The following is a 26,716-nucleotide window of genomic DNA, read 5'->3' on the forward strand; positions in this document are numbered from 1 at the left end:
ATTAGAAGTGGTTTTTGCTCCAGGCGGCCACATCGGCGGCACCAGGCATTTTATCGTTCGGATTGCGGAGGCGGCCCAGATAACTGGTGCGTGGGCGGGTGCCGATGTATTTGAGCACCTGGTAATCACGCGGAGAGGCTTTTGCCTTGCTGACAGAGGATTTGGCATCTGCGAGGTCGCCAAAGACGATGGCCTCGGCCGGGCAGGACTGCTGACAGGCGGTTTTGACGCTGTCGGTAGGCACGCGGAAGTTCTTGGAGTCGCGCTGGACCTGTTTTTGCAGGATTTTGGCGCTTTCGAGCCGCTGCACGCAGTAGGTGCACTTCTCGATGACGCCGCGCATGCGGACGGTGACGTTCGGGTTGCGCTGGAGGCGCAGGCTTTCGTCTTCCTTGAGCTCGCCGAGCGGGCCGAAGTAGAGGTTGTTGGCCGTGATGCCGAGTTTGGACTGCTCGATGAGCGGGTTGCGCTTGTTGTAATCGAACCAGTTGAAGCGGCGTGCGGTGTAAGGGCAGTTGTTGGCGCAGTAACGGGTGCCGATGCAGCGGTTGTAGGCCATGGCGTTGAGGCCATCGGTCGTGTGCACGGTGGCGTTCACAGGGCAGACGGTTTCGCAAGGAGCGGCTTCGCACTGCTGGCAAGCCATCGGCTGGTGCACCATCTCGGCGTTTTCGAGCTGCTCAGGCGTCGGATTGTCCTCCGCGTAAGTGGACTCTTGGGCGACGTTGTTGATCCCTGTGCGAGCGACGGCGAAGTAGCGATCCATGCGGATCCACTGCATGAGGCGGCCTTTGCGGACCTGATTCTTGCCGACGACGGGGATGTTGTTCTCACTCTGGCAGGCGACGATGCAGGCGGTGCAGCCGATGCACTTGCTGAGGTCGATGGACATGCCCCACTGGTGCTGAGTGTCGTAATCGAAGCCGTCTGGATTCTTTTCGTCCTTTTTGCCGACTCGGCCTTTGTAGAAGGAAATGTTCTCCGGGATGTGGCTGTCGAGGCCGGTGGAGGTGACGAAGTGCTCGTCTTTGTTGAAGGTCTCCACGGTGCCCTCGCGGAACACGGCGCGGCCTTCCATGGTGTTTTGCTCCTGCGTGATGGCGAGCTCGGCGATGTCTTCGAGCACCTCGACTTTGGCTCCGGCGAGAACGAACTCACCTGCCTGCTTGCGCAGCGCATAGCCATTCACACCGCGACCACCGCCCACGACGCCGATGGCGTCATTTTGGCCGTAACCGAGCGGGATGGAGATGGAGTTCGTAGCGTGCCCAGGGGCCTCGATGGCCGGAATTTCGACCGTAGCGCCGTTTTGGCTGATTTTGATCATCTGGCCCTCTTTGAGGCCGAGACGGCGGAAAGTGACGGAGCCGACCCAAGCGGCGTTTTCCCACGTCAGCTTCGTGACGGGGTCTGGAGCCTCTTGGAGCCAGGCATTGTTGGTGAAACGGCCATCCCACACGCTGGCGGAAGGCGTCAAAACGATCTCGATGGCCTCATCCGTCGGTGCGGCGGCTGGTTTGGCCTTGCCGGCGAGCGTGGCGACGGCGGCGGTGTTCACGCTGGCGTTCGCACGGGCGTAGGCGCTGCCTTTGAGGAAACCGTCACGCAGGGTGAAGTTCCATTTGGATTCGTCGAGGCTGCCCGCGACCTGCGCAAAGGTGTCACGCACGGCGACATGGCCTGCGTCTTCCGCAGGAGCTGCGCCATCGGCGGGTTTGGCGGCTGGACCGAGCTTTTTGCGACCGAGAAGGGCGAGGAGCACTTCATTGTCGCTCGCACCGTCATAGAGCGCGGCGATCATCGGCTGGACGATGGAGTAGGTGCCGTCAGCGGCACGGGCGTCGCCCCAGGCTTCGAGGTAATGCGCAGCTGGGATGTGCAGATCAGCGTGCAGCGCAGTGGAGTTGGTCAGCAGGCCGCTGTGGATCAGCTTGGCACCTTTTTCCTTCACGGCTTTGGCCAAAGCCGCAGCGTCGGGAGCGTCATAATAGAGGCTGGAAGGCGTGAGGGAGACGAGGGTCTTCACCGCGCCGGAGTTCACGGCGGCGACGAGGTCGGCGATGGTGCCGGTTTCGGCTTTCGGGGCCTCGTGGAGCAGTTCGATGGTCGCTCCGAAAGCTCCGAGGGCGTTGTTGATCGCGGCGACGAGTGCATGCACCTCAGCGCCGTGGCGTGGGCCTGCGAGGACGAGGGATTTGCCTTTGTTGTCGAGCAAATCGTTCACCGCCGGGGTGAGCCAATCTTTGACGGCGGAAGGAAGGCTGTCACCGAGGGCCGCAGCGGAGGAATCGCCCAATTTGGAAGCGATGAAGGCCGCTGCGGCGGGGATGAGTGCCGCAGGGATGGCCTTGCGATGGTCCGCCATGCCGCCGGTGAGCGTGTAGCGGTTCTCCAGCACGTAGAGGCGGTTCATTTTGGCCGTGTCCTCTTTCTTGTCGAAAGCACGCAGCTTGGTGAACGCAGAAATCGGCTCGCCCGCGACGGGATCGAGCGCGAGGAAGTCGCAGTCGAGGGACAGCACGCGCAATGCTTTGCTGAACTTCACCAGCGGCTTCACACCGGCACCGAGCACTTCCTTGTGCGCCTGAGCCTGACCGTCGCCACCGAGGGCTTCGTATTGATAAAACTTCACCTGCGGGAAGGCGGTCTTCACCTCGCCCAGAAGGCGATGCGTGGTGGGGGAGCTGCTGTCCCCGACGACGACGGCGAGGCCTGCGCCGCTGGCTTTTTTCGCGTCCGCAGCGGCGGCAGCGAGGAGATCGTTCACCTTGGCCCAGGAGAGTTCTTTGCCATGAGCGGAGGGCTTCTGGGAGCGCTCTGGGTCATACAAATCGAGCACGGAGGCCTGTGCGAAGCTGTCCAGACCACTGCCGAGCGGGTGCAGCGGGTTCCCAGCGAGGTGCGTGGGGCGTCCTTCATGCACCGTGGCGACGATGGGCGTCGCACCACCGGCGCGGGGCATCGTGGTGGCGTAGAGCACGGGCTTGCCAGGCACCATCCACTCCACATGCTGGGTGTAGGGCTGCAAAGTGACGATCGGACGGCGGCAGGCGGCGAGGCCCATCATGCCGACGCTGGCACCCATGATCTTGAGGAAGTCACGGCGGCCATTTTCGGCCTCTTCAGCCGTCAAAGTGTCGCCAGCGGGGAATTCGTGGCCCAGGTTTTTGAGGAAGGACTCGCGCTGATCCAGCTCGGCCGTGCTGCGCCAGTAGCGCTTGGCGTTTTGCGGCTCCTCGGGGTGTTTCCAAATGCGTTTCATGAAATCAGAAAAGGGGCGGCGTGGGGTTTAGCGGTGGCAGGCGGTGCAGTTGTCCGGGGGCTGGATCTGCCAGTGTTTTTTGAGCTGGGTGCCCACTTCCTTCTGGGTCACTTCCTTGCCGAATTCGCCTTCGGCGAGCTTCACGAGCTGGTCGAGCGAGTCGGCCTTGGCACCGTGGCCGCCGATGACTTCGGCGATCTCTGCTGCGGGCACTTTTTTGTCCAACAGGCCTTTGTAGAACTCCTCACGCTTGAGGTCGGAGGGCTTGAAATTCAGGTTCGTGATCTGCTCCAGCGGGCGGAGGTTCTTCTCTGGCTCACGGTGGCAATCAAGGCACCAGCCCATGGACTGCGACTGGTCGTGGCGGACGACTTCCATCTCATTGATCTTGCCGTGGCAGGAAACGCAGGAGATGCCACGGTTCAAGTGGGCACTGTGATTGAAGTACACGTAGTCAGGTGCCTTGTGCACTTTGACCCAGGGGATGGATTTGCCCGTTTCGTTGGCTTTTTGCACCAGCTCTAGCTTCGGAGAGGTGGCGCGGATGCCGCCTTTGCCCTGGCCGTGGCAGTTGAAGCAAGTCTGGTTCGTCGGCACGTTCGAGTGCGACGACGCCTCGCCAAAACTATGGCAGATGCGGCAATCCATCGCGAGATCCCCCGCGTGGATTTTATGCGAAAATGGCACCGGCTGAGTCGGCTCGTAGCCCACTCGGGTGTATTTCGGGGTGAAATAATACGCGACGCCGATGCTCACGCCGAAGGCAATGAACACGACAGCGATGGCGACCTTGAGAGGTAGCCAATTTGTCCAACGCGGAAAAAAGTTGCCCATAAAATGGAAGTCGAGGAGAGGCTTGTGAAATTTTTCACAAGAGGCGCGAAGATTAGGGAGGCGGTCAGGCCTTTGCAACCGTGGAAATGGAAATTTTTGAAATAATCGCACTCGCTTTTTCGAGTGCCGTCTTTCGCTGGGCGCTCAATGGCCGACTTGTCTGGATTTGCGCCTGAAAACAGCGGATTCCGCCAAGACGAAATCCCTCTCAAAAATGAGCATGTGTGCCATGCCAAGCTCCATCACCATCCTCGGCGCAGGCGTCATCGGCCTCTGCACAGCGCTATATTGCGCCCGGCGCGGCATGCGGGTGACGATCATCGACCAAAAACCCCGCCAGCGGGATGGCTGCTCCTTTGGCAACGCAGGCATGATCGTGCCGAGTCACTTCATCCCGCTCGCCGCGCCTGGAATGGTCAAATTGGGCCTCAAATGGATGTGGAACCCCGAATCGCCCTTTTACATCCAACCGAGGCTGAATCTCGACCTGATCACCTGGGGCCTGCATTTTTGGAAAGCGGCCAAAAAAGACCGTGTGGAGGCCGCCGCGCCTGTTTTACGCGATTTGAGCCTACTCAGCCGCCAATGCTACGAGGAGCTGGATCTCGACTTTGGCCTCGTAAAACGCGGATTGCTCATGCTGTGCAAAAAACAGCAAACACTCGATGAAGAAGCCCACATGGCCGCTATGGCCAACCAACTCGGCATCCCCGCCGAAGTGCTGGATGCCAAAGCCACCGCCGCACTAGATCCCGCCGTGACGATGGATGTCTGCGGCAGCGTGTTTTTCCCGAAGGACTGCCATTTATCGCCCGCACGCTTCATCGCCGCCGTGGAGACCGAATTGCTGAAACTCGGCGTCGAAATGCTCTGGGAGACGGAAGTGCGGGGCTTTGAAGTGGAAAATGGAGCTCTAAAAGCCGTCAAGACGTCAAAAGGCGTCGTCGAGGGTCACGAAGTCGTGCTCTGCGGAGGTGTGTGGTCAGCCGAGCTGGCGAAGGAACTCGGCCTGAAAATCCCCATGCAGGCCGGCAAAGGCTACAGCCTCACCCTGCCGAACCCAAAGCAACTTCCCGAGCTATGCAGCATCTGCACCGAAGCCCGGCTCGCCGTGACGCCGATGGATGGCGCCCTCCGAGTCGGCGGCACGATGGAAATGGCCGGAACGGATGAATCCATCACCCCACGCCGCGTGCGCGGCATCACCCGGGCCTTCCCCGATTACTTCCCCTCCTTCTCTGAAGACGACTTCGCAGAAGTAAAACCCTGGAGCGGCCTGCGCCCCGTCTCGCCAGATGGCATGCCCTACCTAGGCCGCACACAGCGCTGGAAGAACCTCACCCTAGCCACCGGCCACGCCATGATGGGCCTCAGCCTCGCCCCCGCGACAGGCAAAATCGTCGCCGACCTGCTCAGCGGTGAGAAATCCCCCGTAGCGCTGGAACTGATGTCACCGGATCGGTTTGCGTAGCTTTATTTTCGCTCGGCGACCATCAGCCGGGTCCAGGGGCCGTCACTGATGTTGTAGTAGATGCGTTTGCCGTCCGCACTGAAGGCGGGGTGCGGATCGTTGCGGCGCCAGGAGCGGGCACCCTGGCTTTGATCGAAGCTGTGTAGCAGCGCCCATTTTCGGCCGCGCATGTCGGCGACCATGATGCCCCATTCCTTTGGCTTACCGCCCACGACTTCGCTGATGCCGTCGGTGACCATGAGCTGGCCGTCGGGGCTGACGGACGGGTGCGAGCCACGCAGGTTCGGCACGTCTTTGAGCTTTGTGTAGCGAGCTGCAGAGCCGATATCGGTATCGAAGATGACATTGCCCAATTCAAAGATGTGGCGCGAGTCCGGGTGCCATGCGGGATGGCCCCATTGTGCACGGAACCACTTCATCGTCGCGGTTTCGAGATCAAAACAGACGCAGCCCTGGCGGTGACTGGCGCTTTTGGACATGTAGTCGTCACCACCGTTGCCAGCGGCGATTTTGAAGAAGGCACGCTTCAAGTCGGGGCTGAGTACGGGAAAGAAAACGGAGGTCGGTTTGCCGCTGAATTCCTTTTGCAGCCAGTCGCCATGCTGGGCTTCGACTGCGGTGATTTTCAGCGCGGCACGTGTCTCGCCAGTCTTTGCATCCCAGACGTAAAGGTCGCGATTCGGGCCTGGATTCCAGTGGCAGCCATACATGGGCAGCAAATCACCCGCCGGGCTGCCAAAACCGACTTGGCGGTCTTCGGCGACGATTTTCTTTTCCAGTGTGTGCACATCCACGACGACCACGCGCCATTTTTTCTCCACCACCTCATGAAAGGCGACGAGCCTACCTCCAGCCAGCCATTGCTGACAGGCGGCGCGGTGGGCGTCCTCGGTGTGAATGTTGTCAGCGAGCACGGTTTCCTTGCCTGTGGCCCGTTCGAGCACGCGGATCTCGCCCACATAACCCGCCGGATGCGTGGAGGTAAAATAGAGCACCTGCTTACCGTCTGGGCTTTCGGGACTGGTGACATAGTAAGTATGGATGCTGTGTCGGCCAGTGAGGGTGCTCACGGGATTGATCGTGATATCCTTTGTCCATGGGGCGACGGGATCGCCCTCCTGAGCATGGAGACTGGCGACAATAAGGAAGAGGCAGAGCAGTCGTGACATGCGATGAGAACGGCGGGAGATGGCACCTTGTTCCAAACAGCGAGCCATAGCACCTTTGTCCTACAAGTTGCACACTGGTATTCTATGTGAAGAACAGTCGCCATGCCACTCCGTGAAACAGTGCTAACCGGTAGCGGCTGGACTAAAGCCTTTCATGAAACACCTCTTCGCTCTCATCCTCCTCACCTTGCCTGCGCTCGCTTTGGACCGTCCGAAGCTGCAAATCATCAATGGAAGCGAAAAGGCGGTGGAGGTGTTTTGGGTCGATGCGGAGGGGAAGCGAGTGCCGAATGGCAAGATCGAGCCGGGGAAGCATTCGGTCATCGGCACGACACTGGGGCACCGGTTTGTGATCGTGGATGGCGACAATGAAACGGAAGTGGTGAGCACCGTGCGGGTGCAGGCTTTCCGAGTCGGTGGTGTGCCCGCTTTTTATACGCAGCGAGCGAGCGCGGGTGGGTTTCCCATCGTGGCATCGGCGAAAGTGAATGCGTATGCACTGAAGGAGGCGGTGCACCTCGTGGATCTGATGCTGGCGAAGCGGCCAGATGTGCGAGAGGCGATGACAGCGAGCGGAGCGCGGCTGTGCATCCTGGCGCACAATGAGTTCACCACAGACCAGCCGGAGTTCGCGAATCTGGAGGCCGTGAAGGACTTCCCATCACTCACCGCGAAGGAATACTGGGATGCGCGGGCACGCGGACTCGGTGGCAGCGAGGAGGACCCCTTCTGCTCCTGCGCGGAGGAGAACCTACTGGCCTACGACGGTGATCCGTATGACACGGAGAACATCCTCATCCATGAGTTCGCGCACAACATGCACCTGCGCGGGCTGACGAATGTCGATCCGACCTTTGATCCGCGATTGAAGGCGGCTTTTGACGACGCGATGCAGGCGGGACTGTGGAAGGGAGCCTACGCGTCATCGAATCATCACGAATACTGGGCGGAGGGCGTGCAGAGCTGGTTCGACAACAATCGCCAAAACGATGCGCAGCATAACCACGTCGATACACGCGATGAATTGATCACCTACGACCCGAAGCTGGCTGCGCTGTGCCGCGAGGTCTTCGGTGACACAGTTTTGAAATACACGAAGCCGCAGACACGGCTCACAGGACACCTGAAAGGCTACGATCCGGCCAAAGCGCCGCGCTTTGTGTGGCCAGAGCGGCTCATGGCGGCACGCGGCATGATCAAGCAGCATCAGCGCCGCAGTTTTGAGGCGGCCACCGGCACGCAGGAGCATGATCAGCGCCTCATCGCCGGATGGACGGTGCGGATTCATCCACGTCTCTTTGATGATGCGGTGGCGCTGGAAAAGGCGCTAGGTCTACTGCGGGCGCAGCTCGATGAGATCGTGCGTGTGGTGCCTGCCAAAGCGGTGGCAGAACTGCGCAAAGTGCCGCTGTGGATCAACCCCGAGTATCCGAAGGTGCCACCGCGTGCCGAGTACCATCCCGGCGCGGCGTGGTTGCGTGACAATGGCCGCGATCCGGCGATGGAGAAGGCCATAGAGTTCACCAACGTGCGCATTTTCGAGGCGGAATGCCGCCGCATGCCAAACTTCGCGCTGCATGAGCTAGCGCATGCATTTCATGATCGCGTGCTCGGCTTTGAAAATCCCGAGATCGAGGCTGTTTTCCAAAAAGCCCGCGCAACAGGCAAATACGACCGCGTGCAGCGCCAAGACAGCGCTGGCCGCAAACGGCTCGACAAGGCCTACGCGATGACGAACGCCAAAGAATACTTCGCAGAGCTCACCGAGGCACTTTTCACTCGAAACGACTTTTTCCCCTTCAACCGCGCGGAGCTCCAAAAACACGATCCCGAGGCTGAAACGCTGCTGGTGAGGCTCTGGGGCTCTTGACTAGCTATTTTCAAACTCGCGTGCTCGTGATGGAATGAACGGCGCATGCGCTTCGAAGAAGCTCCAAGGAGCCCGGCTAATGATCCTGCCGCGCCAGCCGTTAGACTATAAACCAAGTCATCATGTTTTGTGAAAAACCAGTAGCGGATTGGCAACAGAATGAAGGCAACAGAATGCCGTTATTCTGTTGCCTTCATTCTGTTGCCAATACTCACCAATCATGGAGGCGGATGGTCTAGATGCATGAAAAACGATCTCTTCATCCTCGGGCTACTCATCTGGGGCATCGTCGGCCTGACGCTGCATTGGCGCGGAGAGTCCGGGGTGCAGGCTCCGAAGGAGTGGAGCCAAATTTTGCATGATCTGCGGCATGAATGTGATCCTGCCAATCCAGACGCAGACTACAGCATGGTGCAGAGCAGCCTCCCCACCGAAATGCGGCGTGAGGCGATCCTGCAAAAATGCCGTGAGCTGGGCCCTTCCCTGCTGCCTGTGGTGCGGTCTGCCATCGGCAGCGAGAAGGATGCAGAACTGCGCGGCATGCTGAAAGTCATCGCTGCGACTCTGGGAGATGCCGAGCACGTCATCGGAGCTGCTGAGGAGATGCTCTGGTCCGACTATCCCGCACTGAAAATCAGCGCGGCCAAGATACTGCGCCGCCTGAATGACAAACGCACGATCTACCATTTCCGCTGCGCTCTCCAGGATGATTATTACGTGGTCAATGGTGCCTGCGGCTTGCTGCGGGAGCGCTTTTACCCCGTGCGTGCCATCGCACAGCAGGCGCTGATCCAAATGAACCAGGAGCCGATGACGGAACAGGAAATGATCCAGCGGAGGCGGGCGGAGATTATTCGCCAAGCGGAAGAAGCAGAGCGTGAGATCGCTCGCAGAGCAGCAAAATAGCCCGCAGGCCGAAAGCGAGCCTCCACGAGTAGCGTGATGGTCCATGCCATGATGAACTCACTCCGCCCCTTGCTCGCCGCTTGCCTCTTTTTGCCTGGAATCATCGCTACACAGGCCGCGCCGGCGGTGGAGGGCGAGACGGAGCATTTTTATTATCGCATGCCGTCGTCGGAGGAGCCGTACATCGACACTCAGCGTGGCATCCGGGCCTTTGCGTTCAAAGGCACGCAGATCATGCTCTCCGAGGACTGTGGCAAAACCTGGCCGCATGTGGCGGAGTTCCCCGAGGCGGAGCAGATCACCTTCAGCGTGCTCTTGAAGAACGGAAACGTGCTCTTTGCGACGAGTGCGCGGCTTTTCCTCAGCACGGACAATTTGAAGACACATCGCGAGATCACGGTGAAACGCCCCGATGGCAGCGACTACCGCCCACACACGCCGCTCGATCCGAAGAACCCCGGCTGGTACTTCCACTCGCTGGATGGCGAGCACTGTTTCGAGGTCGGTGGCAAAGAAATGCTGGTTTGGGGAAACTACTGCAACGTGCTCGGCGGTGCCGTGCCGGTGAATGTGTACTACTCCACCGACAGCGGCGAGACGGTGAAGCTCGCCTACGGCTTTGGCCAGAACCCGAAGTTTCAGCAGAAAGGTGCCGCACCGGAGGCACCGATGCTCGGTGAAGCGGCCAATCCGCTCATCGCCCGCCACATTCACCAAGTGACCTACAACTCGGCTGAAAATGCCTTCTACGCCGTCACGGGCGACATCGACCGCACGCACGGCAAAGAAGTCCACTGGCTACGCGGCACCTACGACGCCAAGGCCGACAAATGGGACTGGAAGCTCGTCATCTCGGTCGATTCCAACTCCCGCCACAAATGCGGCGGCCTGAATTTCATCGACGGCAGAATTTTCTGGATCGCGGACGCGAACGGCCCCGCCATCGCGAATCGCTACGACCGTGGCATCTTCTCCTGCGATCCGAAAGACATCACCGACACGGCGAAGCACACGCTGCTCTTCAACCCCGGCTATGAGTCCGCGAACATGCTCGTGCAGGATGGCGTCTTCGTCGCCACGCACTGCGCCCCGGCCTCACCCTACGGCTGTGGCATCATCTGGTCCGGTGACGCAGGCAAAACCTGGGCGCAGTATGACCTCAAGGAATTCGGCCCACGCAGCGGCTGCCGCATCAACGCGAAGAACAGCGATGGCTGGTTCCGCATGGACCTGCGGAAAGGCTGGATCGAGCGGGCGGAGGTGCTGTTTTTGAAGCCCAAAAAGTGAGGCAGATTAGATCTCACTCAACACACCGGTGCTCGCGCCGAATTTCTCCAACTCGATGTCCATCTGCTGGGCCATGCGCAGGAAGAGGTTCGAGAGGAAGGTGTTGTTCTGCTTGTCATGCGCGATGTGGCCTGCGTGCTTGTAGCCGCCGCCGGCGAGGATGATGGGCAGGTTCATGTTGTCGTGGTTCGATGCGTTGCCGAGGTTGCTGGAGTGGAAGATGGAGGAGCGATCTAGCAGGCTGCTCTCGCCCTCCTTGCTGGCCTTCATTTTGTCCAAGAACTCGCCAAACACCCGCATCTCCGCCTCCTCAATGAGCGCGAGCTGCTCCAGCTTCGCGGGATCTTGGCCGTGATGTGAGGCGTCATGGTGGCCGATGTTCACGCCTTGGATCTCCGGCTTGTCCTGCGATCCCAGCCAGAGTGAGACGACGCGCGTGCTATCCGTTTGAAAGGCGAGGTGCACCAGATCATACCACTGGCGGCTGCGCTCGACGAGCTGCGCCCCGCTGAGCTCCTGCGGCGGCTTCAGCGTGACTTGGGGCTTCGGAGTGAGTTGCCAGCTCTCATCCTGCTGGAGCTTCTGCTCCGCCTCGCGGATGGAGGAGACATACAGATCGACCCGCTCACGGTCCGCACTGCCGAGCTTGGCATTCAGGCTGCCGAGCTGGTCACGCACATCATCGAGGATGCTCTGGCCATCCTTGATGCGCCGCATCTCCCGCGCGGCCTCATCGGCGGTGCCCTGGATGAAGAGCTGCTTAAAGACGCTGCTCACACGCTGCTCTGCTGGCAGCCGCACCCCGCGCCGGTTCCACGCCGCGCTGCCTCCCCCGAGCACGAGCGAGTTGAACCGCGTCTGCCCCGCGAGGTGTGAGGCGACCTCCTGATCGAGCGAGATGCTGTTTTTGATGTCATTGGGGCGGATGAAGTCGGGGTGCACGCCAGTGAAGAGTCCGACCTCCGCATAATGCCCCGCGCCGTAGCGATGCGAGAGCCCGGAGAAGACGGTGAAATGCTCGCGGCAGCTTTGCATCAGCTTCAAATAGCGACTCGGCGTGTACTCGCGCCCAGCGTCTGCGGGGAAAAAATTCGGCGCATGCATCCCCAGCGGCCGACCGATCAAAAGCAGCCGTTTCGGTGCCGTGGCGGCCTTTTTCGCCTCCACAGCGCTCACAGGCATCATCGCATCGAGAAACGGCAGCCCGATGGCAATGCCGGAGGAGCGCAAAAACGTGCGGCGGTCGAGAATGGGGCGTGGCATGGCGGTGGCGTGGTTATTTGTTCCTAAACGGGCGGCTCTGCACGATCTCATGAACGAGCGTGCGGAAGCCATAGTTCTTCGTTTTCACCTTGGCGACGATTTGCTCGATGACTTCGCGGTCGGCGAATTGGGGCTCGGCGCCGGTGGCGTAGGTGAGGAGTTTTTCGGCGAGGTTGCGGGCGATTTGATCGGGATCGGCGAGGAGGAGGCGCTTGTAGTCCTCGATGGTGGTGAAAGTTTTGCCATCGTGAGTGACGCCGCCTTTTTCGACATCGGGGCCGCGGTAGAAGGCACGGCCGGTGTAGCCAGCAAGCTGCACGATGCCGGCCTGCGTGCGGGCGGAGGCGCGGTAGAACTCGCGGTAGCCGCCGATGGGGTCAAAGGACTCCAAGGCGAAGCCCGGCGGGTCGATATGCTGATGGCAGGAATTGCAACTGGCGATGCTGCGGTGCTTGTCGAGCTGCTGGCGGATGGTGGTGGCTCCGCGGATGTCTGGCTCGATGGCGGGCACGTCCGGTGGCGGCGGTGGCGGCGCTTTGCCGAGGATGTGCTCCAGCACCCACTTGCCGCGCAGCACGGGCGAGGTGCGGGTGCCATCGGCAGTGACTTTGAGCACGCTGCCCTGAGTCATCACACCACCGCGATGCGAGTCTGCGGGGAGGTTTACGCGGCGGAACTCGGAGGGAGTGACTTGATCAGCGGATGCAGCGGTCGGAGTAGCAGCCTCAAAGGCCTCAACAATGCCGTAGTGCTCCGCGAGGCGGCGATTCACGAGGGTCCACGACGAATCGACGAACTCGAGCACGCTGCGGTCGTTTTGCAGCACGTCGCCGAAGAAGCGGCGTGTCTCCTCGGGCATGGACCAGAGAAGCGTGCCGTCGAAGTCGCCATACAGATTCGGATCGGGGATGGTGGCGTCCATTTTACGGAGCTCGAGCCACTGGCCGGTGAAGTTTTCTATGAAGCTGCGAGAGTGCGGTGATTTGAGCAGGCGCTCGGTTTGCTGGCGCAGCACATCGGGCTGGGTGAGGTCTGATGCGAGCAGTTCCGCGTCTGGTGGCAGGGAGGTGAGAAAATAGGCGAGGCGGTTTGCGAGGGCGTTGGAGTCGAGCGTGCCAGGTGACTCTTGGAAGAAGAGAAAGGAGGGCGAGGTGAGCACGCTCTTGTAGCCGTAAGTCATCGCGTTCACGAAGCTCTCGCCGGCATCGAGCTTGGCGTGCACTTTGCCGATGAATCGATTCAGCGTGCCCTCATCCACGGAGCGACGAAACGCACGCGGGATGAAGGCGCGGAGCAGTTTGTCGGCATCCTCCTTTGGTGTGGCGCTGACGGGCTCGAGCGGGTCGTTGAGCCATTGGTAGATGTTTTGGCGCTTGCTCCAGTCCTGCGTTTTTTTGCCTTCCGCTTTGGCTTTGGCGACAGAGCGCGGCATCAGCTCGGCAGTGCCAAACAGCGTGCGATAGGCCTGCGAGGGGAATTCATCGACGGGGCCTTCGATTTCGAGCCATTCGATGAGAAAGCCGGGGCCAGTGTGGTCTTCGATGGGTTTCTTGGTGGCGCGGATGTCCCAGTTGAGCAGCAGTTGCAGCACAAAAGCCTCGCCCGCCGCGAGATCGATCTCTGTTTCGATCAATTGCGGTGCTCCAGGCGGGAGATCGACGATTTCGCGGACCACTGGCGGCTCGCGTCCGCGATCCACGGTGCTGTAGGCCACGGGCACAGGCAGATTCGCCGCGCCGACGGCGCAAGCGGACATGCGCACCTTGTAACGTCCCGCCCCCGTGACATGCGGCGTGGTGACGAGGCCGTAGCGCGGCAGTTTGCTGTAAACCACCAGTGCATCGCCTTTCAGCATGCAACTGCGTGTGAGCGTCTGTTTGAAGTTGTTGCCGTTGTCGGCGATCTGGCGGCCTGTGCGGCGATCTTTGAGCGGCAGATGAGGATGGATCGGGATAGCGGAGGCCACGGCCTTTTCCGCTGCTTCCTGGTAGAGCAGCAAATGGGTGGATGAGAGATCGAGCACGGCGCTGACATTATCAAAGCCACCTGCGCTGTTTTCCTCTGGCAGCAGTTCTTTGAGCTTCACCTGCGTGCCGACGAGTCCGCGCACGGTGTTTTCATATTCGGTGCTATTGAGGCGACGCACCAGCACGCGGCCCTGGGTGCGTTGTTTTTCCAAAGAGTCCGCGTGGAGTGCGTCGTGCAGGATTTGCAGCGATGCATCACGCAGGGCCGGTAGAGGCTGTTCCGATTTCTTTGGGGGCATCTCGCCTGCTGCGATGCGGTCATGCACTTTCACCCATGTGCTCAGACTCACCTGGCCATCGAGGCGCAGCTTGCCCTTTTGCACATCCTCGCCGTGGCACTCGATGCAGTGTGCATCGAGCAGAGGCCGCACTTTCGGCTCAAGGGCCAAAGCGGAGGTAACCATCAGCGGATAGACAATAAAAAGGCGGCGCATGGGGCCGAAACGATCCAGGAGGTGCGATTGTGCGCTTTCGCCGCAAGTTTTGTGATTTTACGGGCTGCTAGGAGGTGCTCTGGGCACTTCATGAGGGAGTTTTTGGCGCTGTCTCGCTTCCACTGCTGCATGGCTGGATCAATCCGCGTAGGAAGAGCCGGACGGCCTCTGGGTCTGGGAGCCGGCGGGCGGCGACGGTGGTGCCGCTGCCGACTTTGATGCTGAAGCAGTGCTTTGGCAGCGCGGCGAAGAGATCCTCGTCCGTGCGGTCATCACCGAGGGCGACGATGAACTCCTGGGGCGAGGCGATCATGGAGGCGAGGATGGCGGGTAGGACGATGCCTTTGTTCACACCGTGCTGGCGGACTTCGACGATGCACTGACCGGGCATGACCTCGACAGGTAGATTTGCGAGGAAGCTGGTGAGATGGAGTGTGAGCTCGCGACTCTGCATGTCGCCCTGAACTGGGTCGGCCTGGCGATAATGCCAACAGAGCGAGGCCTCTTTTTCCTCCACAAAGGAGCCTGGTGTGCAGCGTGAGAAGCTCTCCATGATGGGGCGGATGCGGTCCTTCCAGCCAGAGCGCACGATGGCGTTCGCTCGCCACTCGGAGCCCGCGGCGCGGCTCCAGAAGCCGTGCTCGGCATGCAGGCCGGCGCGGAGATGGCCAAACCATTTCTCCATGGTATCACGCGGACGCCCGCTGGTGATGTGCAGGCTGATGCGTGGATCTGCGGCGAGGGCGGCGAGCAGATCGAGCAGGGCAGCATCCGGCTGTGCCAGCTCTGGTCGTGTGGCAAAGGGGACGAGTGTGCCATCGTAGTCGAGCAGCAGGTGGAGCCGCCGTGCGTGGCGCATGAGAGCGAGCTCGCTGGCGGTGGGCGGATTGTTGGCGGCGGGAGCTTCCATAAGCTGGATGGCGGCGGCATCGAGGGCGCTGGCGAAGCTGCGCACCCAGGCGTGGACGTCCCACTCGCGGATGCGCTGGCGCATGGGCTGCATCCGCTGGCGTTGCTCCTCAGGGGGCATGTGCAGGGCATCACGGATGGCGATGGCGGTCTCATGGACATTGTAGGGATTCACCTGGACGGCCTCGCCCAGCTCCCAGGCTGCACCTGCGAGTTCGCTGAGGACTAGCACGCCGTCATCATGGATGCGGCAGGCGACGTATTCCTTGGCCACGAGGTTCATGCCATCACGCAGCGGAGTGACGACCATCACGTCTGCGGCACGGTAGAGCGAGACGAGCTCTGTGGGAGTGACGCTGCGGTAGAGATACTGGATGGGCGACCAGTCGGTGGTGGAGAAGCGTGCATTGATGCGCCCAGCGAGCTCATCGAGCTGCCTGCGGAACTCTGCATAGGTTTCCACATTGGTGCGTGAGGGCACGGCGACTTGCACGAAGCGGATTTTCCCCACGAGCTGCGGTGCGATCTCTAGCAAGCGCTCGATGGCGAGGAATCGGCGGTGCAGACCCTTGCTGTAATCCAGCCGATCCACGCCGAGGAGCAACTGCATGCCTGGAGCGCGGGCGAGGATCTTCGCGGCCTCTTCGTCCACCTCGGGCTGGCTGGCGCGGTCAATGAACTCCTGCGTATGGATGCTGATGGGGAAGGTTCCGAGTCGTGCGATGTGGTCCTGCCAGTGAAACTCATCCACCACCACGTCGATGCCTTTCATGCGCAGCAGGCAAAAAGCGAAGTGCCGCTGATAGCCATAGGTGTGAAAGCCGATGACGTCTGCCCCTAGCAGCCCCTCCAGCACCTGATGCCGCCAGGGCAGCGTGCGGAAGACCTCCAGCGATGGAAACGGGATGTGCAGGAAGAAACCAATGCAGGCACGCGGCACGAGGCTGCGCACCATGGCGGGGACGAGCATGAGCTGGTAGTCGTGGATCCAGATGCGGTCGCCCTCACGCCACTGCGCAGCGATGGCCTCGGCGAACTGGCGATTGACCCGCTCGTAGGCCTCCCAGTCACGCCAGGCATCCATATTCACTCGACCGATCTGGTAGTGAAACAGCGGCCAGAGCACGCCATTGGAGAAGCCTTCGTAGAAGCCATGCACGTCCTCGCTGGCGAGATGCACGGCGACGAGGCCCTGCTCCAGTAGCTCGCTGTCCAGTCGTGTGCGTGTCTCCGGGCTCAGCGCATTCGTATCACCTGGCCAGCCGATCCAGCGCATCTCACTCTCTCCTCCGCCGAGGCCTGCCATGGCCGTCGCCAGCCCACCCACAGAGGGTTTCAGAGAAAAGGCATCATGCTGGACCTCCACGGTCACAGGCAGCCGATTCGAGACGATGAGGAAGCGGTTCATGGGAGTCGGGGGGGGTCAAGTCCAGGCCCGCACCTTGCCATCGCGGGCCTCCAGCAGCTCCGAGATGGTCATGGCCGCATGGATGAGGCCGACGTGCGTGTAGGCCTGCGGGAAGTTGCCCAGCATCGTGCCGTCTGCGGGCTCGATGTCTTCGGAGAAAAGACCGAGCGGATTGGCACATCTCATCAGCCGCTGAAAGAGCGCTACTGCATCATCCAGCCGTCCCATGAGGGCCAAAGCCTCACACCACCAGAACGAGCAGATGGTGAAGGCGCTGGAGGTATCACCGAAGTCATCGGGATTGATGTAGCGCTTCATGAAGCCATCCGGCGCGAGCAGTCGCTCATACGCCTCCACCGTGGAGATGAAGCGTGCATCCGTCGCACTGATGATGCCCAGCGTGGGCAGCAGCAGCAGCGAGGCATCAGGATACTCGCCATCCAGCGCCTGCGTGAAGAATCCCAGCTTCGCATTGTAGCCACGAGCCAGGACGAGTTCACGCTCCTCATCGGCGATCTTTCTCCAGCGTGCAGCGTGCTCGCATTCCCCGAGGTGGTCTGCCAGCTTCGCACCACGCTCGATGGCTACCCAGCACATCGCCCGAGAGAACGTGTAGGCCCGCGGCATCTGCCGGAACTCCCAGATGCCCGTATCCAGCGTGGGCGCTGCGACGATGGCCTCCTCCACCAGCCGCTGCACGAGCGGGAAATAATCCCCACCACGAAGGTGCGCGAGCCGTGGGTCTGTGAGCAGCGTCTCCAGGCAGAGGATGACCTCACCCATCAGATCATTTTGTCGCTGCTCGGCAGCTTGATTGCCCACACGCACCGGCTTGGTATTGGCGAAGCCCGCGAGATGATCGAGCGTCTCCTCACGCAGATCACGCTCTCCACCGATGCCGTAGAGCGGCTGCAGCGGCCCCGCCTCCGCCACATCTCGCAGGTAGCGGAGGAATTCCTCCCCTTCCCGCAGATGAGAGATGCGTCGCAGCGCCTCCACCACAAAGGCCGCATCCCGCAGCCAGCAGTAGCGGTAATCCCATGTCCGCTGCGTCCCGATCGCCTCCGGGATGCTCGTCGTCGTCGCCGCGATGATCGCGCCCGTGTCGTGGTATTGATGGAGCTTCAGCACCAGCGCGGAGCGCAGCACCGCATCAGCCGCGAAGGTCGGCAGCGCACACGTCATCGCCCAGCGACGCCACGTTTCCACCGTGCGCTCGAACTGCTCCAGCACATTCCACAGCGTAGTCCGCTGCCGAGTGCCGCCGCAGACCAGCGAGAAGAACATCGGCTTATCCAGTGCGAACTCCCGCCCACCAGTCACATAAGGCATCGGCACATCCGTAAAGAGCCGCAGAGGCTCCTCCCCGCCCGTAATCAGCAGACAATCTCCCGCCGGCATGATCTGCACCACCGCACGCCCATAGTCCGGCCGTGGATCAAACCGCACCCGCAGCCGTGGATGTCCCCGCAGTGGCCGCACCAGCCGTGCTAGCTCAAAGGGCGCACGCACCTCCATGCCATCCAACAAACGCGGAGCAAAATCGAGCACCTCCCACGCCGCATCATCCATCTCAAAGACCGTGCGCAGCACATTCGTGTTCGTGAGATACTCCGACTGCCCACGCACTTCACCCGAAGCATGCTCGATGATGAAAGTCCCACCGCTCTCGCGATCCAGGATGCGTGCAAAGACGGAAGGCGAATCAAAGCGCGGCATGCACAGCCACTCAATGGCACTCGTCGGTGAGATCAGCGCCAGCACACGTCCGTTACCAATAACCCCATGGTCGAGCTTCGGCGTCGTCTGGGCTAAAGTAGGATCGCTCATGGTATATATACGCTCCTTCCTGTTCACTTCTGATATACCCCGTTCACCCGTGATAGAAAGCCCCTTTTGAAATCTAGGCTCAAACCATGGTGCATCCTTCGCTAGCCAAAGATGCACCTGTAAGGTTTTTCACCTCATCCTCACTCATATTTCAGCCACGCCGTCGCAGTGCAGACGTTGTATGCGCGGTTTGGCGGCGACCAACGAAACCTTTCTGCTAATGCGGCCGTTTGAAGATCGCTTCCTGATTCCACGCACCATGAAACTCACCCGTCGCCTCCTGCTCGCTCTCGCCGCCTTTGCCACCACCGCCTTCTCCGCCGATGAGGAAGGCTTCACGCCTCTCTTCAATGGCAAAGACTTCACCGGCTGGAAGGGCCCGGTGGAAAACTACGAGGTGAAGAACGGCGCGATCGCATGCAAGGCAGGCAAAGGCGGCACCATCTACTCGGCGGAGGAATATGCTGACTTCACCGTGCGGCTGGAGGTCATGATCCCCGCAGGCTCGAACAACGGTCTCGCGATCCGCTACCCCGGCAGCGGCGACACCGCGTATGTCGGCATGTGCGAGCTCCAGGTGCTCGACAACGATGCACCGAAGTATGCGAAGCTCGATCCCCGCCAGTATCACGGCTCCGCCTACGGCATGGTAGCCGCGAAACGCGGTCATCTGAAGCCCGCAGGCGAGTGGAACGTGCAAGAAGTCACCGTCAAAGGCTCCACCATCAAAGTCGTGCTCAACGGCGAGACCATCCTCGACTGCGATCTCAGCAAAGTGAACATGGACGAGGTCATGGGCAAAAAACCTCACCCCGGCAAAGACCGCACCAGCGGCCACTTCGGCTTCGCCGGACACAACGACCTCGTTCTATACCGCAACATCCGCATCAAGCGTCTGTGAGCATGGCGTGGACGGGGCATCAGTCGATGCCAAAGTCTTGGATGAAGCGCTTTTCTTCGCTGTAGGCCGATTCCGAGAGGCCGATTTTATCGAGAACGATCTGCTTGATACGGGCCGAGACTTCATGTCGGGGCATGGTGCGATTATCAGCCTTCAAACGCTGAACCACAAACTCGACGACATCCTTAGGGGTGGCCATTTTTTCAGCCGCCGAATCAGGAATGGAGATATCGAACTCCTCTTCGAAGCTCATGACGAGTTCAACGCTTTCTAGTCCCATGACTCGGGATGCTCCTCTGGCCCAGAGTTGTCAATCAGAGGTTCTGTGACTTGGATCGACGCAGGTTTTAAGGTATATGTAGCAATACACGACCTTTTGCGGCACATGCGTCTCTGAGCACAATCTAATTCATTCACGCTCGATATGTCTAACTTTCAACATGAGCGAAACCCACTGCATCAGGTGGCTTTGGAAAAGCGGTGGCTTGTGGGTGCTGTGTTTCAATGTCGTGCCATGCACTATATAGAAATCGAATACGCCGCGAAATGGCGCTCAGATTGGCAATATCTTTTGAATTGCTTGGAAGAAGCTTGGCTCGAGGCTTTGGCAACGGAACGCCCAATTCCAGAGGACACGGTGTTGACGCTTCAGTTTAGGCTACAGGAAGCGACTCCTGATCTCAGCTCTTGCATCCCCCCCCCCGTATGGAGACGCCTCTTTCTGTATTCTGCTCCTCGGGTGCGTCATGATCGACGCACTACAGACGTGCGTGGATTGCTCGGAGCAACCACTTGATGAACTTTGGAGCATTGCTGAGCAGTTGCCTTCTCATGTGCGCAGTCTTGTGGATGAAGACAACCTACCCTCCGAGCAGGATATTGAGCGAGAACTGGAGTGGATTCGACAGCTTCCATCGCTAATCGTCCAAGAGCAGGATTCGGCAAAAATTTTGAACGAGGTATGCAGTCGTTTTCCAGTGTGGCATCTGATTTCCTGAAGACACCGATCACTCATACTTCAGCCACGCCGTCGCGGCGCAGGCTTTGTCGGTGGTGACGCGGAGCCAGCGGGCTTGGATGGCGGGGTCGAAGGTGAAAGCGATTTCCTCGCCGGGGGAGATTTCGTGCTGCTTGTGCGTGACCCACAAGCCGGTGCCGGTGAGATCGAGCTCAATGTGGAAGCTCACAGGCTCGTTTTGATCATGGCTGAGCGTGAGCGTGCGCTGATCGTAGGCCCACATGAGGTAGGGATCGCTTTTTTGACCGGCTTTGACCTTCGTGGACTTCCACGGGCCGCCTTCGCCACGGGGTTTGCCGAGCTTCCAGAGGTCGTCGATGGCTCCGGCCCAAAGCGCGGCTTTGCCGTCGTCGCTGCGCAGGATGTGGTCGCTAGCTTTGGCGTCGGATTTGATGCCGCTCATGATGAAGAGGCCGCGATAGCCGCCGAAATCGGTGACGCGCAGATTGTGCGAGCAAATCGGGCGGATCTTCGCGAAGCCATCGGCGTTTTCGGCGGGCAGCTCAAAGAAAGTGCCGCAGGCGCTGAGCATGTCTCGCTCGGTGGCGACTTCACGACACACACGCAGCTCGCTAGCGTTCGTGGGGCCATCGTAGGCCTTCGAAGCACGCGGCAGGCGCCAGCGGCGGCCGCGATCATCGACGACGAGCACACTGGCCTCATCGAGCATGATGACGTTCTTCGGCAGGGCTACGGCTTTTTCGACAAAGGCCTTCGCTTTGGCATCTTCGACGCGTTTGAGGGCCAAATCGGCTCCCATCTCGTAGTAGCCGTCTTTCGTCGCCAAACTCAGCGTGCGCTTGTTTTCGCCGCGTGGGCGGAAAAGGCCGGTTTGAGCGTTTTCATCGCCAATTCGGGCGATGCCGTCGAAAATGGCATCGGGCTCGGTGCCGCGAGATTCGCCATTCGAGAGCGTGATGAGCACGGAGAAGTCTTTGCAGTCCTTTTCGGCCTTCACGGTGAGCCATTCTTCATCGCTGGTGATGTCGATGCGCTTCGATTCGCCTGTGGTATGGTCGATGTGCCACACGCCGCGATGCTTCCAACCCTCGACGAGGAAAGGATCGCTCTCATCGCCTGCCTTCACGCTGTCATGAAGCCACACCGCACCGCTCGCATGTGCGGGGCCGAGTTTGTTCGGTGTTTCGGGGCTGGTGAACCACAGGTTGCTCTGCGACTGGCCGATGCTGTCGATTTTCCCCTTCACGCTGCGCTTGTTGAGGAACTCGGACTTCGCGGAGTCATCGCAGCCGAAGACGAGTCGGTCGTTCCATCGGGTGAAGTCGCCGATGACCTTCAGGTAGGCGCTGCGGGCGCGGATGCCGTTCGTGTTCGCGGCGGAAAAGGTTTTCGGGAAGCTCCAGAAGGCACCGTGCATGGTCATGAGCAGGTTATCCTCGCCGATGTCGCGGATGCGCGGCCACTCGGTGTTCCAACCGTGTGCACCGTCGTAACTGTGACTGACTTTGGGCAGACGAAAGGACTGCCACTTACCGCCGTCGAGCAGCATGAGGATGAGCGACTTCGCATCCCAGCCGATGCTCCACACTGGCGCCTTCGCATCGCTGCCGTGAATTCCGCCGGGGCCAGTGACCTCGGTGAACTGATTCCGCCGCACGAGCTGCCAATCGCCACTGCCGGTCCATTCGCCGAGAGCGCCGCTGGGCGTGGTGGGATCGGTGAGCACGCGTTTGTCGCGGTCGCCGTTGTTCGCGTAAATGACGCGGCCTTGGGAGGTGTAGAGCCCCTTGCCGTGGTAGCCAGGCAGTTGGGAGTTCAAATCGGAGAGCGGTGTCTCGACTTTGAAGCCCTTTTTGACACCGTTGCCGTCGCGGATGAAGTTTTTCACGGCCAGCGTCTTCACATCGACCTCGTAGAGGCCTTCCTCCATCGTGGCGTAGTATATTTTTCCTACGGGATCGGTCAGGTGCCTCGCATTGCCGGTGAGGCGGCCCGGCATGATGCTCGGCGGGATCACTCGCACCTTTCGCTCTGCGTCGATGACATACGGCCCGATGAAAAGCTGCTGTGATTCGGTGTGGATCATGCGATTCGCCGGTGTGCCGCCGACGCTTTCTGGACGCACGATTTGAGAAAGCTCCGGCGTGATTTCATAGAGCTTGTCACTCGATCCGAACGGCAGATGCGGCCCGTAAGTGATGACCCACAAGCGATCCGCCCACGGCACCACCGCGCCCGTGCCGCACTCGCCCTCATTATTAAACATGGCGAGCGACGGATAGATGCCGCTGATGCCGCTGATGCTGCGTGGCTCCTGCGCAGAGAGCAGGCCTACGGAACACGCGGAAAAGACAGAAAACAGAAGAAGGGGCTTCATCGACACAGGAAAGCAGATGCAGTGACGGCGGCAAATGCTCGTTGTAATGCAATGATGAAATCTCTCACTTTCGGCACCTTTCCCGAACTCTCCTCAAGCCCTGTGTCTCTCGGTGCCCTCCCGAATAACTTGGATTTTTATCCACTGATTTCTCAGATGACGCAGATGGGCTTCAATCTGCGCAATCTGTGGATACACTCAAAAGTTACTCTCCGTCCCACAATCAAGCCGCCTTGGGCTCCGGTGCTCTGTGGTAGAACACGATGAGTTCAACCACAGAGGACACAGAGAAGCACAGAGGCTTCATTCATAGATGTGAGCGCAAAAAGTCAGTGAGAACCTCTCGGATTGACGATTGATGATCACTCGATTGCTGATTTTGGAAGTCCATGCCGGTTTCTACGGAGGACAAAGCACCTCAACCATCAGCAATCGATTGTTCTTCAATCGTCAATCTTTCCGTACTCTGCTGTTTCTTCGTCACGCGATGATGCCTGGCACGAGCTCGCCGTGGATGTCGGTGAGGCGGTAGTCGCGGCCTTGGTAGCGGAAGGTGAGGCGCTCATGGTCGATGCCGAGGAGGTGCAGGAGCGTGGCGTTCAGATCATGTGTGTGGACGGGGTTTTCGGCGATGTTGAAGCCGTAGTCGTCTGTTTTGCCGTAGCTGGTGCCCGGCTTGATGCCGCCTCCGGCCATCCACATGGTGTAGGCGTCTTTATGATGATCACGGCCAGCGGAGGTCTTGGTGCCATCGGCGTTGGCTCCCTGGCGCAGCGGCGTGCGGCCGAATTCTGCACCCCAGACGACGAGTGTCTCATCGAGCAGGCCGCGCTGCTTCAGATCACGCACGAGGGCGGCCATGGGCTGATCGACGTCTTTGGCTTTTTCACGCAGGCGCTTGGCTAGGCCGCCGTGGTGGTCCCAGTCGCTGTCAAAGAGCTGCACCATGCGCACACCACGCTCGATGAGGCGGCGTGCGAGGAGGCAGTTGTTGGCGAAGGAGGCTGCGCCGGGCTTGGCGCCGTACATTTCCAGTGTGGCGGCATTTTCGCGGCTGATGTCCATCAGCTCGGGCACGCTGGCCTGCATGCGGTAGGCCATTTCATATTGGCTGATGCGTGTGGCGATCTCTGGATCACCCACGGCGGTGAGTTGCTGCTCATTGAGCGATTTGACGGCGTCGAGCACACGGCGGCGGTCTTTGCTGCCGTGTCCGGGTGGATTGGTGAGGAACAGCACGGGCTCTCCGCTGCTGCGGAACTGCACGCCCTGATGCACACTGGGCAGGAAGCCCGTGCTCCACAGCGTGCTGCCTGCGCCCCCTGCTGGACCAGACAAAAGCACGACATAGCTGGGTAGATCGCGATTCTCACTGCCTAAGCCGTATGTCACCCACGATCCCATGCTGGGCCTGCCGCCTTGACCGAAGCCGGTGTGGAGAAACATCTGCGCGGGGGCGTGATTGATCTCATTGGTGTGCAGACTGCGCACCACGCAGACGTCATCGGCGATGCTGCCGAGGTGGGGCAGTAGCTCGCTCAACTCGAGCCCACTCTGCCCGTGGCGCTTGAATTGAAACTCTGTGCCCGCGAGGCGCATTTCACCGCCGATGAAGGCGAAGCGCTTTCCTTTGGTGAGCTCTTCGGGGCACTTTTCGTCATCCAGCTTCTGGAGCAGCGGCTTGTAGTCGAAAAGATCGAGCTGCGAGGGTGCCCCGATCATGTGCAGGTAGATCACATGCTTTGCCCGTGGCGCAAAATGCGGTTTTGGAGCCATTTCCGCCGCAGTGAGATCCCGCGAGAGCAGCGTGCTCAGTGCCGCACTGCCCACCATGCTGTGACTGAAGAATTGGCGTCGGGAGACGTGGAGAAAATCGGGCGCGGCGGATGTCATGCAGTGAGAACGAAGCCACCGGGAGCGAGTTTTCCACCTCCAGATCGTTTAGCGTCTCTGTACTCTGCCCCCATCCAGCTCACCATGTGCCGTCTCCTCATCTGCGCCGTTTTCTTCCCACTGCTCATCGCCTTTTCCGCGCCGCCGAATGTACTGCTCATCGTCACCGACGACCAGGGATACGGCGACTTCTCCATCCACGGCAATCCACATCTCCACACGCCCCATATCGACCACTTGGGACATGAAAGCGTGCGCTTCGATCGCTTTTACGTGAACTCATTCTGTGCGCCGACCCGAGCCGCGCTGCTCACAGGCCGCTGGCCGCTACGCACGGGCGTGCACGGCGTCACGCACAACAAAGAGGCCATGAAACCATCTGAGACCACCCTCGCGGAGACTCTCCGCAGCGCTGGCTACGAGACTGCATGCATCGGGAAATGGCACAACGGCGAGCAATTCCCCTACACGCCGCAGGGGCAGGGTTTCACCGACTTTTTCGGCTTCACCAATGGCCACTGGAATAACTACTTTGACGCCACCCTGCTCCGCGGATCGCAGCACGAGCCCACTCGCGGCTACATCACCGATGTGCTCACGGACGAGGCGCTACGCTACATCACCACGCATCAGAAAACGCCCTTTTTCTGCTACCTGGCCTATAATGCGCCACACTCGCCCTATCAGGTGCCAGACCGCTACTACGATAAATTCAAAGCGAAGGGCATGGATGCCAAAGTCGCCGCTTTTTACGGCATGATCGAAAACATCGACGAAAACATCGGCCGCATCCTCACACGACTCGATGAGCTGAAACTCGCCGAAAATACTCTGGTTCTCTTTTTGACCGACAATGGCGGCACCGCAGGTGTCCAGACCTACAACGCAGGCATGCGTGGCGGCAAAACCAGCGTGCATGAGGGTGGTAGCCGCGTGCCCCTCTTTATCCGCTGGCCTGCCGCCAAATGGCAGCCGCATGTCGTGCACCACATCGCCTCCCACATCGACGTATTACCCACGCTGCTCGATCTCTGCGGTGTGGAGCGGCCGACAGGCCCTCCGCTCGATGGCCTGAGCCTTCGCCCGCTGCTCGAAGCGCCCACCACTCCCGCATGGCCGGAGCGCACGCTCTTCACCCACAATCCCATCAACGAAACCAACAAATATCCCGGTGCCGTGCGCACCCAGCGCCACCGCCTCGTGCGTGAGATCAAAGGCTCATCTGGTGGCTCCAAAGCCAAGGCCAATGACGCCAGCGCCACCCCCTGGCAACTCTACGACATGGAGGCGGACCCGGCTGAGGAACATGACCTCGCTGCGGAACAACCCGCCCTAGTCGAACAACTCGCCGCAAAATATGACGCCTGGTTCGCCGACATTCGCCACGACGGCCTACGCCGCATGCCTCTGCCCGTAGGCCATGCCGAGCACAATCCGGTCGAGCTGCATGCACCGCAGGCCTATTTTGATGCACCGCTCCATTTCGCGAGCGGACCGGGCTTCGCCAATGACTGGCTCACGAACTGGACACAACCGAAAGCGCAGGTTCGATTCGAACTCGAAGTCCACACCCCAGGCGCATACGAAATCGAAATCTCCTACGCCGCCAGCACAGATGCCAAACTGCGACTCAGCACCACCTCCGCGCAGCTCATGGCCACCCTCCCAGCCGCAGAGGCTCCTCTCGCTACACTTCCCCACCGCGACGAAGATGGCAAAGCACGCTACCGCGACCGCACCTGGGCCACCGCTACTCTGGGCACCCTCCACCTCGACAAAGGGACCGCCACACTCACGCTCGAAGCACTCTCCCAGCAGCCCAACATCGACTTCAAGCAGGTGAAGCTCACCCTGAAGTGACGCCGCGATCTGCGCCATCTGCTTCCTCCTCAAACC

17 protein-coding genes are annotated in these 26,716 nt (G+C 60.3%); 7 read left to right on the plus strand and 10 right to left on the minus strand.

All coding sequences use genetic code 11. From position 1 onward, the window contains the following. Window position 1: 1 nt before the first annotated feature. Window positions 2-3,262: a TAT-variant-translocated molybdopterin oxidoreductase gene (locus IPK32_22420; protein ID MBK8094644.1), complete on the minus strand. Its 3,261-nt coding sequence runs from the start codon at window positions 3,260-3,262 to the stop codon at window positions 2-4. A gap of 27 nt (window positions 3,263-3,289) precedes the next feature. Beyond that, on the minus strand, window positions 3,290-4,096 hold the full coding sequence (locus IPK32_22425; protein MBK8094645.1) for a cytochrome c3 family protein: 807 nt from the start codon (window positions 4,094-4,096) through the stop codon (window positions 3,290-3,292). 229 nt (window positions 4,097-4,325) lie between these two features. On the opposite strand from IPK32_22425, the gene IPK32_22430 reads away from it, so the two are divergent. Beyond that, window positions 4,326-5,567, plus strand: a complete 1,242-nt coding sequence (locus IPK32_22430) for an FAD-dependent oxidoreductase (protein MBK8094646.1) — start codon at window positions 4,326-4,328, stop codon at window positions 5,565-5,567. Between the two features lie 2 nt (window positions 5,568-5,569). On the opposite strand, the gene IPK32_22435 is transcribed toward IPK32_22430, so the two are convergent. Beyond that, window positions 5,570-6,736 carry a PD40 domain-containing protein gene (locus IPK32_22435; GenBank protein ID MBK8094647.1) on the minus strand — a complete coding sequence of 389 codons (1,167 nt, stop codon included), beginning with the start codon at window positions 6,734-6,736 and terminating at the stop codon, window positions 5,570-5,572. Between the two features lie 154 nt (window positions 6,737-6,890). Here IPK32_22435 and IPK32_22440 point away from each other — a divergent pair, with 154 nt between their 5' ends. From IPK32_22440 to IPK32_22450, 3 genes are all read left to right on the plus strand, one after another. Continuing rightward, a complete protein-coding gene (locus IPK32_22440; GenBank protein MBK8094648.1) occupies window positions 6,891-8,606 on the plus strand; it encodes a hypothetical protein in 1,716 nt (571 codons plus the stop codon). 243 nt (window positions 8,607-8,849) lie between these two features. Continuing rightward, window positions 8,850-9,512 (plus strand): hypothetical protein, encoded by a 663-nt coding sequence (locus IPK32_22445; GenBank protein ID MBK8094649.1) that lies wholly within the window; start codon window positions 8,850-8,852, stop codon window positions 9,510-9,512. Between the two features lie 48 nt (window positions 9,513-9,560). Further along, entirely contained in the window at window positions 9,561-10,799 is a 1,239-nt protein-coding gene (locus IPK32_22450; protein ID MBK8094650.1) for a hypothetical protein, read from the plus strand. A gap of 6 nt (window positions 10,800-10,805) precedes the next feature. On the opposite strand, the gene IPK32_22455 is transcribed toward IPK32_22450, so the two are convergent. The 4 genes from IPK32_22455 to IPK32_22470 form a co-directional block, all read right to left on the minus strand. Further along, window positions 10,806-12,062 carry a DUF1552 domain-containing protein gene (locus IPK32_22455; GenBank protein MBK8094651.1) on the minus strand — a complete coding sequence of 419 codons (1,257 nt, stop codon included), beginning with the start codon at window positions 12,060-12,062 and terminating at the stop codon, window positions 10,806-10,808. A 13-nt stretch (window positions 12,063-12,075) separates the two neighbouring features. Then, window positions 12,076-14,523 (minus strand): DUF1592 domain-containing protein, encoded by a 2,448-nt coding sequence (locus IPK32_22460; protein ID MBK8094652.1) that lies wholly within the window; start codon window positions 14,521-14,523, stop codon window positions 12,076-12,078. Between the two features lie 88 nt (window positions 14,524-14,611). Beyond that, the gene (locus tag IPK32_22465; protein MBK8094653.1) at window positions 14,612-16,840 is read right to left on the minus strand and encodes a bifunctional alpha,alpha-trehalose-phosphate synthase (UDP-forming)/trehalose-phosphatase; all 2,229 of its coding nucleotides are present in this window, start codon (window positions 16,838-16,840) and stop codon (window positions 14,612-14,614) included. Between the two features lie 15 nt (window positions 16,841-16,855). Next, entirely contained in the window at window positions 16,856-18,670 is a 1,815-nt protein-coding gene (locus IPK32_22470) for a glycoside hydrolase family 15 protein (GenBank protein MBK8094654.1), read from the minus strand. 181 nt (window positions 18,671-18,851) lie between these two features. On the opposite strand from IPK32_22470, the gene IPK32_22475 reads away from it, so the two are divergent. Further along, window positions 18,852-19,571, plus strand: a complete 720-nt coding sequence (locus IPK32_22475) for a DUF1080 domain-containing protein (protein ID MBK8094655.1) — start codon at window positions 18,852-18,854, stop codon at window positions 19,569-19,571. 19 nt (window positions 19,572-19,590) lie between these two features. Here IPK32_22475 and IPK32_22480 read toward each other — a convergent pair whose 3' ends face one another. Beyond that, entirely contained in the window at window positions 19,591-19,824 is a 234-nt protein-coding gene (locus IPK32_22480; protein ID MBK8094656.1) for a hypothetical protein, read from the minus strand. A 493-nt stretch (window positions 19,825-20,317) separates the two neighbouring features. Between IPK32_22480 and IPK32_22485 the strand changes: the two genes are divergently transcribed. Next, window positions 20,318-20,569: a hypothetical protein gene (locus IPK32_22485; GenBank protein MBK8094657.1), complete on the plus strand. Its 252-nt coding sequence runs from the start codon at window positions 20,318-20,320 to the stop codon at window positions 20,567-20,569. Window positions 20,570-20,578: 9 nt separating this feature from the next. Here IPK32_22485 and IPK32_22490 read toward each other — a convergent pair whose 3' ends face one another. Together IPK32_22490 and IPK32_22495 are read right to left on the minus strand one after the other, a co-directional pair. Further along, window positions 20,579-22,933, minus strand: coding sequence for a hypothetical protein (locus IPK32_22490; protein ID MBK8094658.1), 2,355 nt, complete (start codon window positions 22,931-22,933; stop codon window positions 20,579-20,581). A 474-nt stretch (window positions 22,934-23,407) separates the two neighbouring features. Continuing rightward, window positions 23,408-24,820: a DUF1501 domain-containing protein gene (locus IPK32_22495; protein MBK8094659.1), complete on the minus strand. Its 1,413-nt coding sequence runs from the start codon at window positions 24,818-24,820 to the stop codon at window positions 23,408-23,410. A gap of 84 nt (window positions 24,821-24,904) precedes the next feature. Between IPK32_22495 and IPK32_22500 the strand changes: the two genes are divergently transcribed. Then, the gene (locus tag IPK32_22500; protein ID MBK8094660.1) at window positions 24,905-26,680 is read left to right on the plus strand and encodes an arylsulfatase; all 1,776 of its coding nucleotides are present in this window, start codon (window positions 24,905-24,907) and stop codon (window positions 26,678-26,680) included. Window positions 26,681-26,716: the final 36 nt, after the last annotated feature.

Source organism: Verrucomicrobiaceae bacterium (assembly GCA_016713035.1).
Classification (GTDB): domain Bacteria; phylum Verrucomicrobiota; class Verrucomicrobiia; order Verrucomicrobiales; family Verrucomicrobiaceae; genus Prosthecobacter.

Bases quoted from the DNA above. Each gene is read 5' to 3' on its own strand.
- IPK32_22420 (MBK8094644.1), bottom strand. From the start codon at position 3,262: ATGAAACGCATTTGGAAACACCCCGAGGAGCCGCAAAACGCCAAGCGC.
- IPK32_22425 (MBK8094645.1), bottom strand. From the start codon at position 4,096: ATGGGCAACTTTTTTCCGCGTTGGACAAATTGGCTACCTCTCAAGGTC.
- IPK32_22430 (MBK8094646.1), top strand. From the start codon at position 4,326: ATGCCAAGCTCCATCACCATCCTCGGCGCAGGCGTCATCGGCCTCTGC.
- IPK32_22435 (MBK8094647.1), bottom strand. From the start codon at position 6,736: ATGTCACGACTGCTCTGCCTCTTCCTTATTGTCGCCAGTCTCCATGCT.
- IPK32_22440 (MBK8094648.1), top strand. From the start codon at position 6,891: ATGAAACACCTCTTCGCTCTCATCCTCCTCACCTTGCCTGCGCTCGCT.
- IPK32_22445 (MBK8094649.1), top strand. From the start codon at position 8,850: ATGAAAAACGATCTCTTCATCCTCGGGCTACTCATCTGGGGCATCGTC.
- IPK32_22450 (MBK8094650.1), top strand. From the start codon at position 9,561: ATGATGAACTCACTCCGCCCCTTGCTCGCCGCTTGCCTCTTTTTGCCT.
- IPK32_22455 (MBK8094651.1), bottom strand. From the start codon at position 12,062: ATGCCACGCCCCATTCTCGACCGCCGCACGTTTTTGCGCTCCTCCGGC.
- IPK32_22460 (MBK8094652.1), bottom strand. From the start codon at position 14,523: ATGCGCCGCCTTTTTATTGTCTATCCGCTGATGGTTACCTCCGCTTTG.
- IPK32_22465 (MBK8094653.1), bottom strand. From the start codon at position 16,840: ATGAACCGCTTCCTCATCGTCTCGAATCGGCTGCCTGTGACCGTGGAG.
- IPK32_22470 (MBK8094654.1), bottom strand. From the start codon at position 18,670: ATGAGCGATCCTACTTTAGCCCAGACGACGCCGAAGCTCGACCATGGG.
- IPK32_22475 (MBK8094655.1), top strand. From the start codon at position 18,852: ATGCGCGGTTTGGCGGCGACCAACGAAACCTTTCTGCTAATGCGGCCG.
- IPK32_22480 (MBK8094656.1), bottom strand. From the start codon at position 19,824: ATGAGCTTCGAAGAGGAGTTCGATATCTCCATTCCTGATTCGGCGGCT.
- IPK32_22485 (MBK8094657.1), top strand. From the start codon at position 20,318: ATGATCGACGCACTACAGACGTGCGTGGATTGCTCGGAGCAACCACTT.
- IPK32_22495 (MBK8094659.1), bottom strand. From the start codon at position 24,820: ATGACATCCGCCGCGCCCGATTTTCTCCACGTCTCCCGACGCCAATTC.
- IPK32_22500 (MBK8094660.1), top strand. From the start codon at position 24,905: ATGTGCCGTCTCCTCATCTGCGCCGTTTTCTTCCCACTGCTCATCGCC.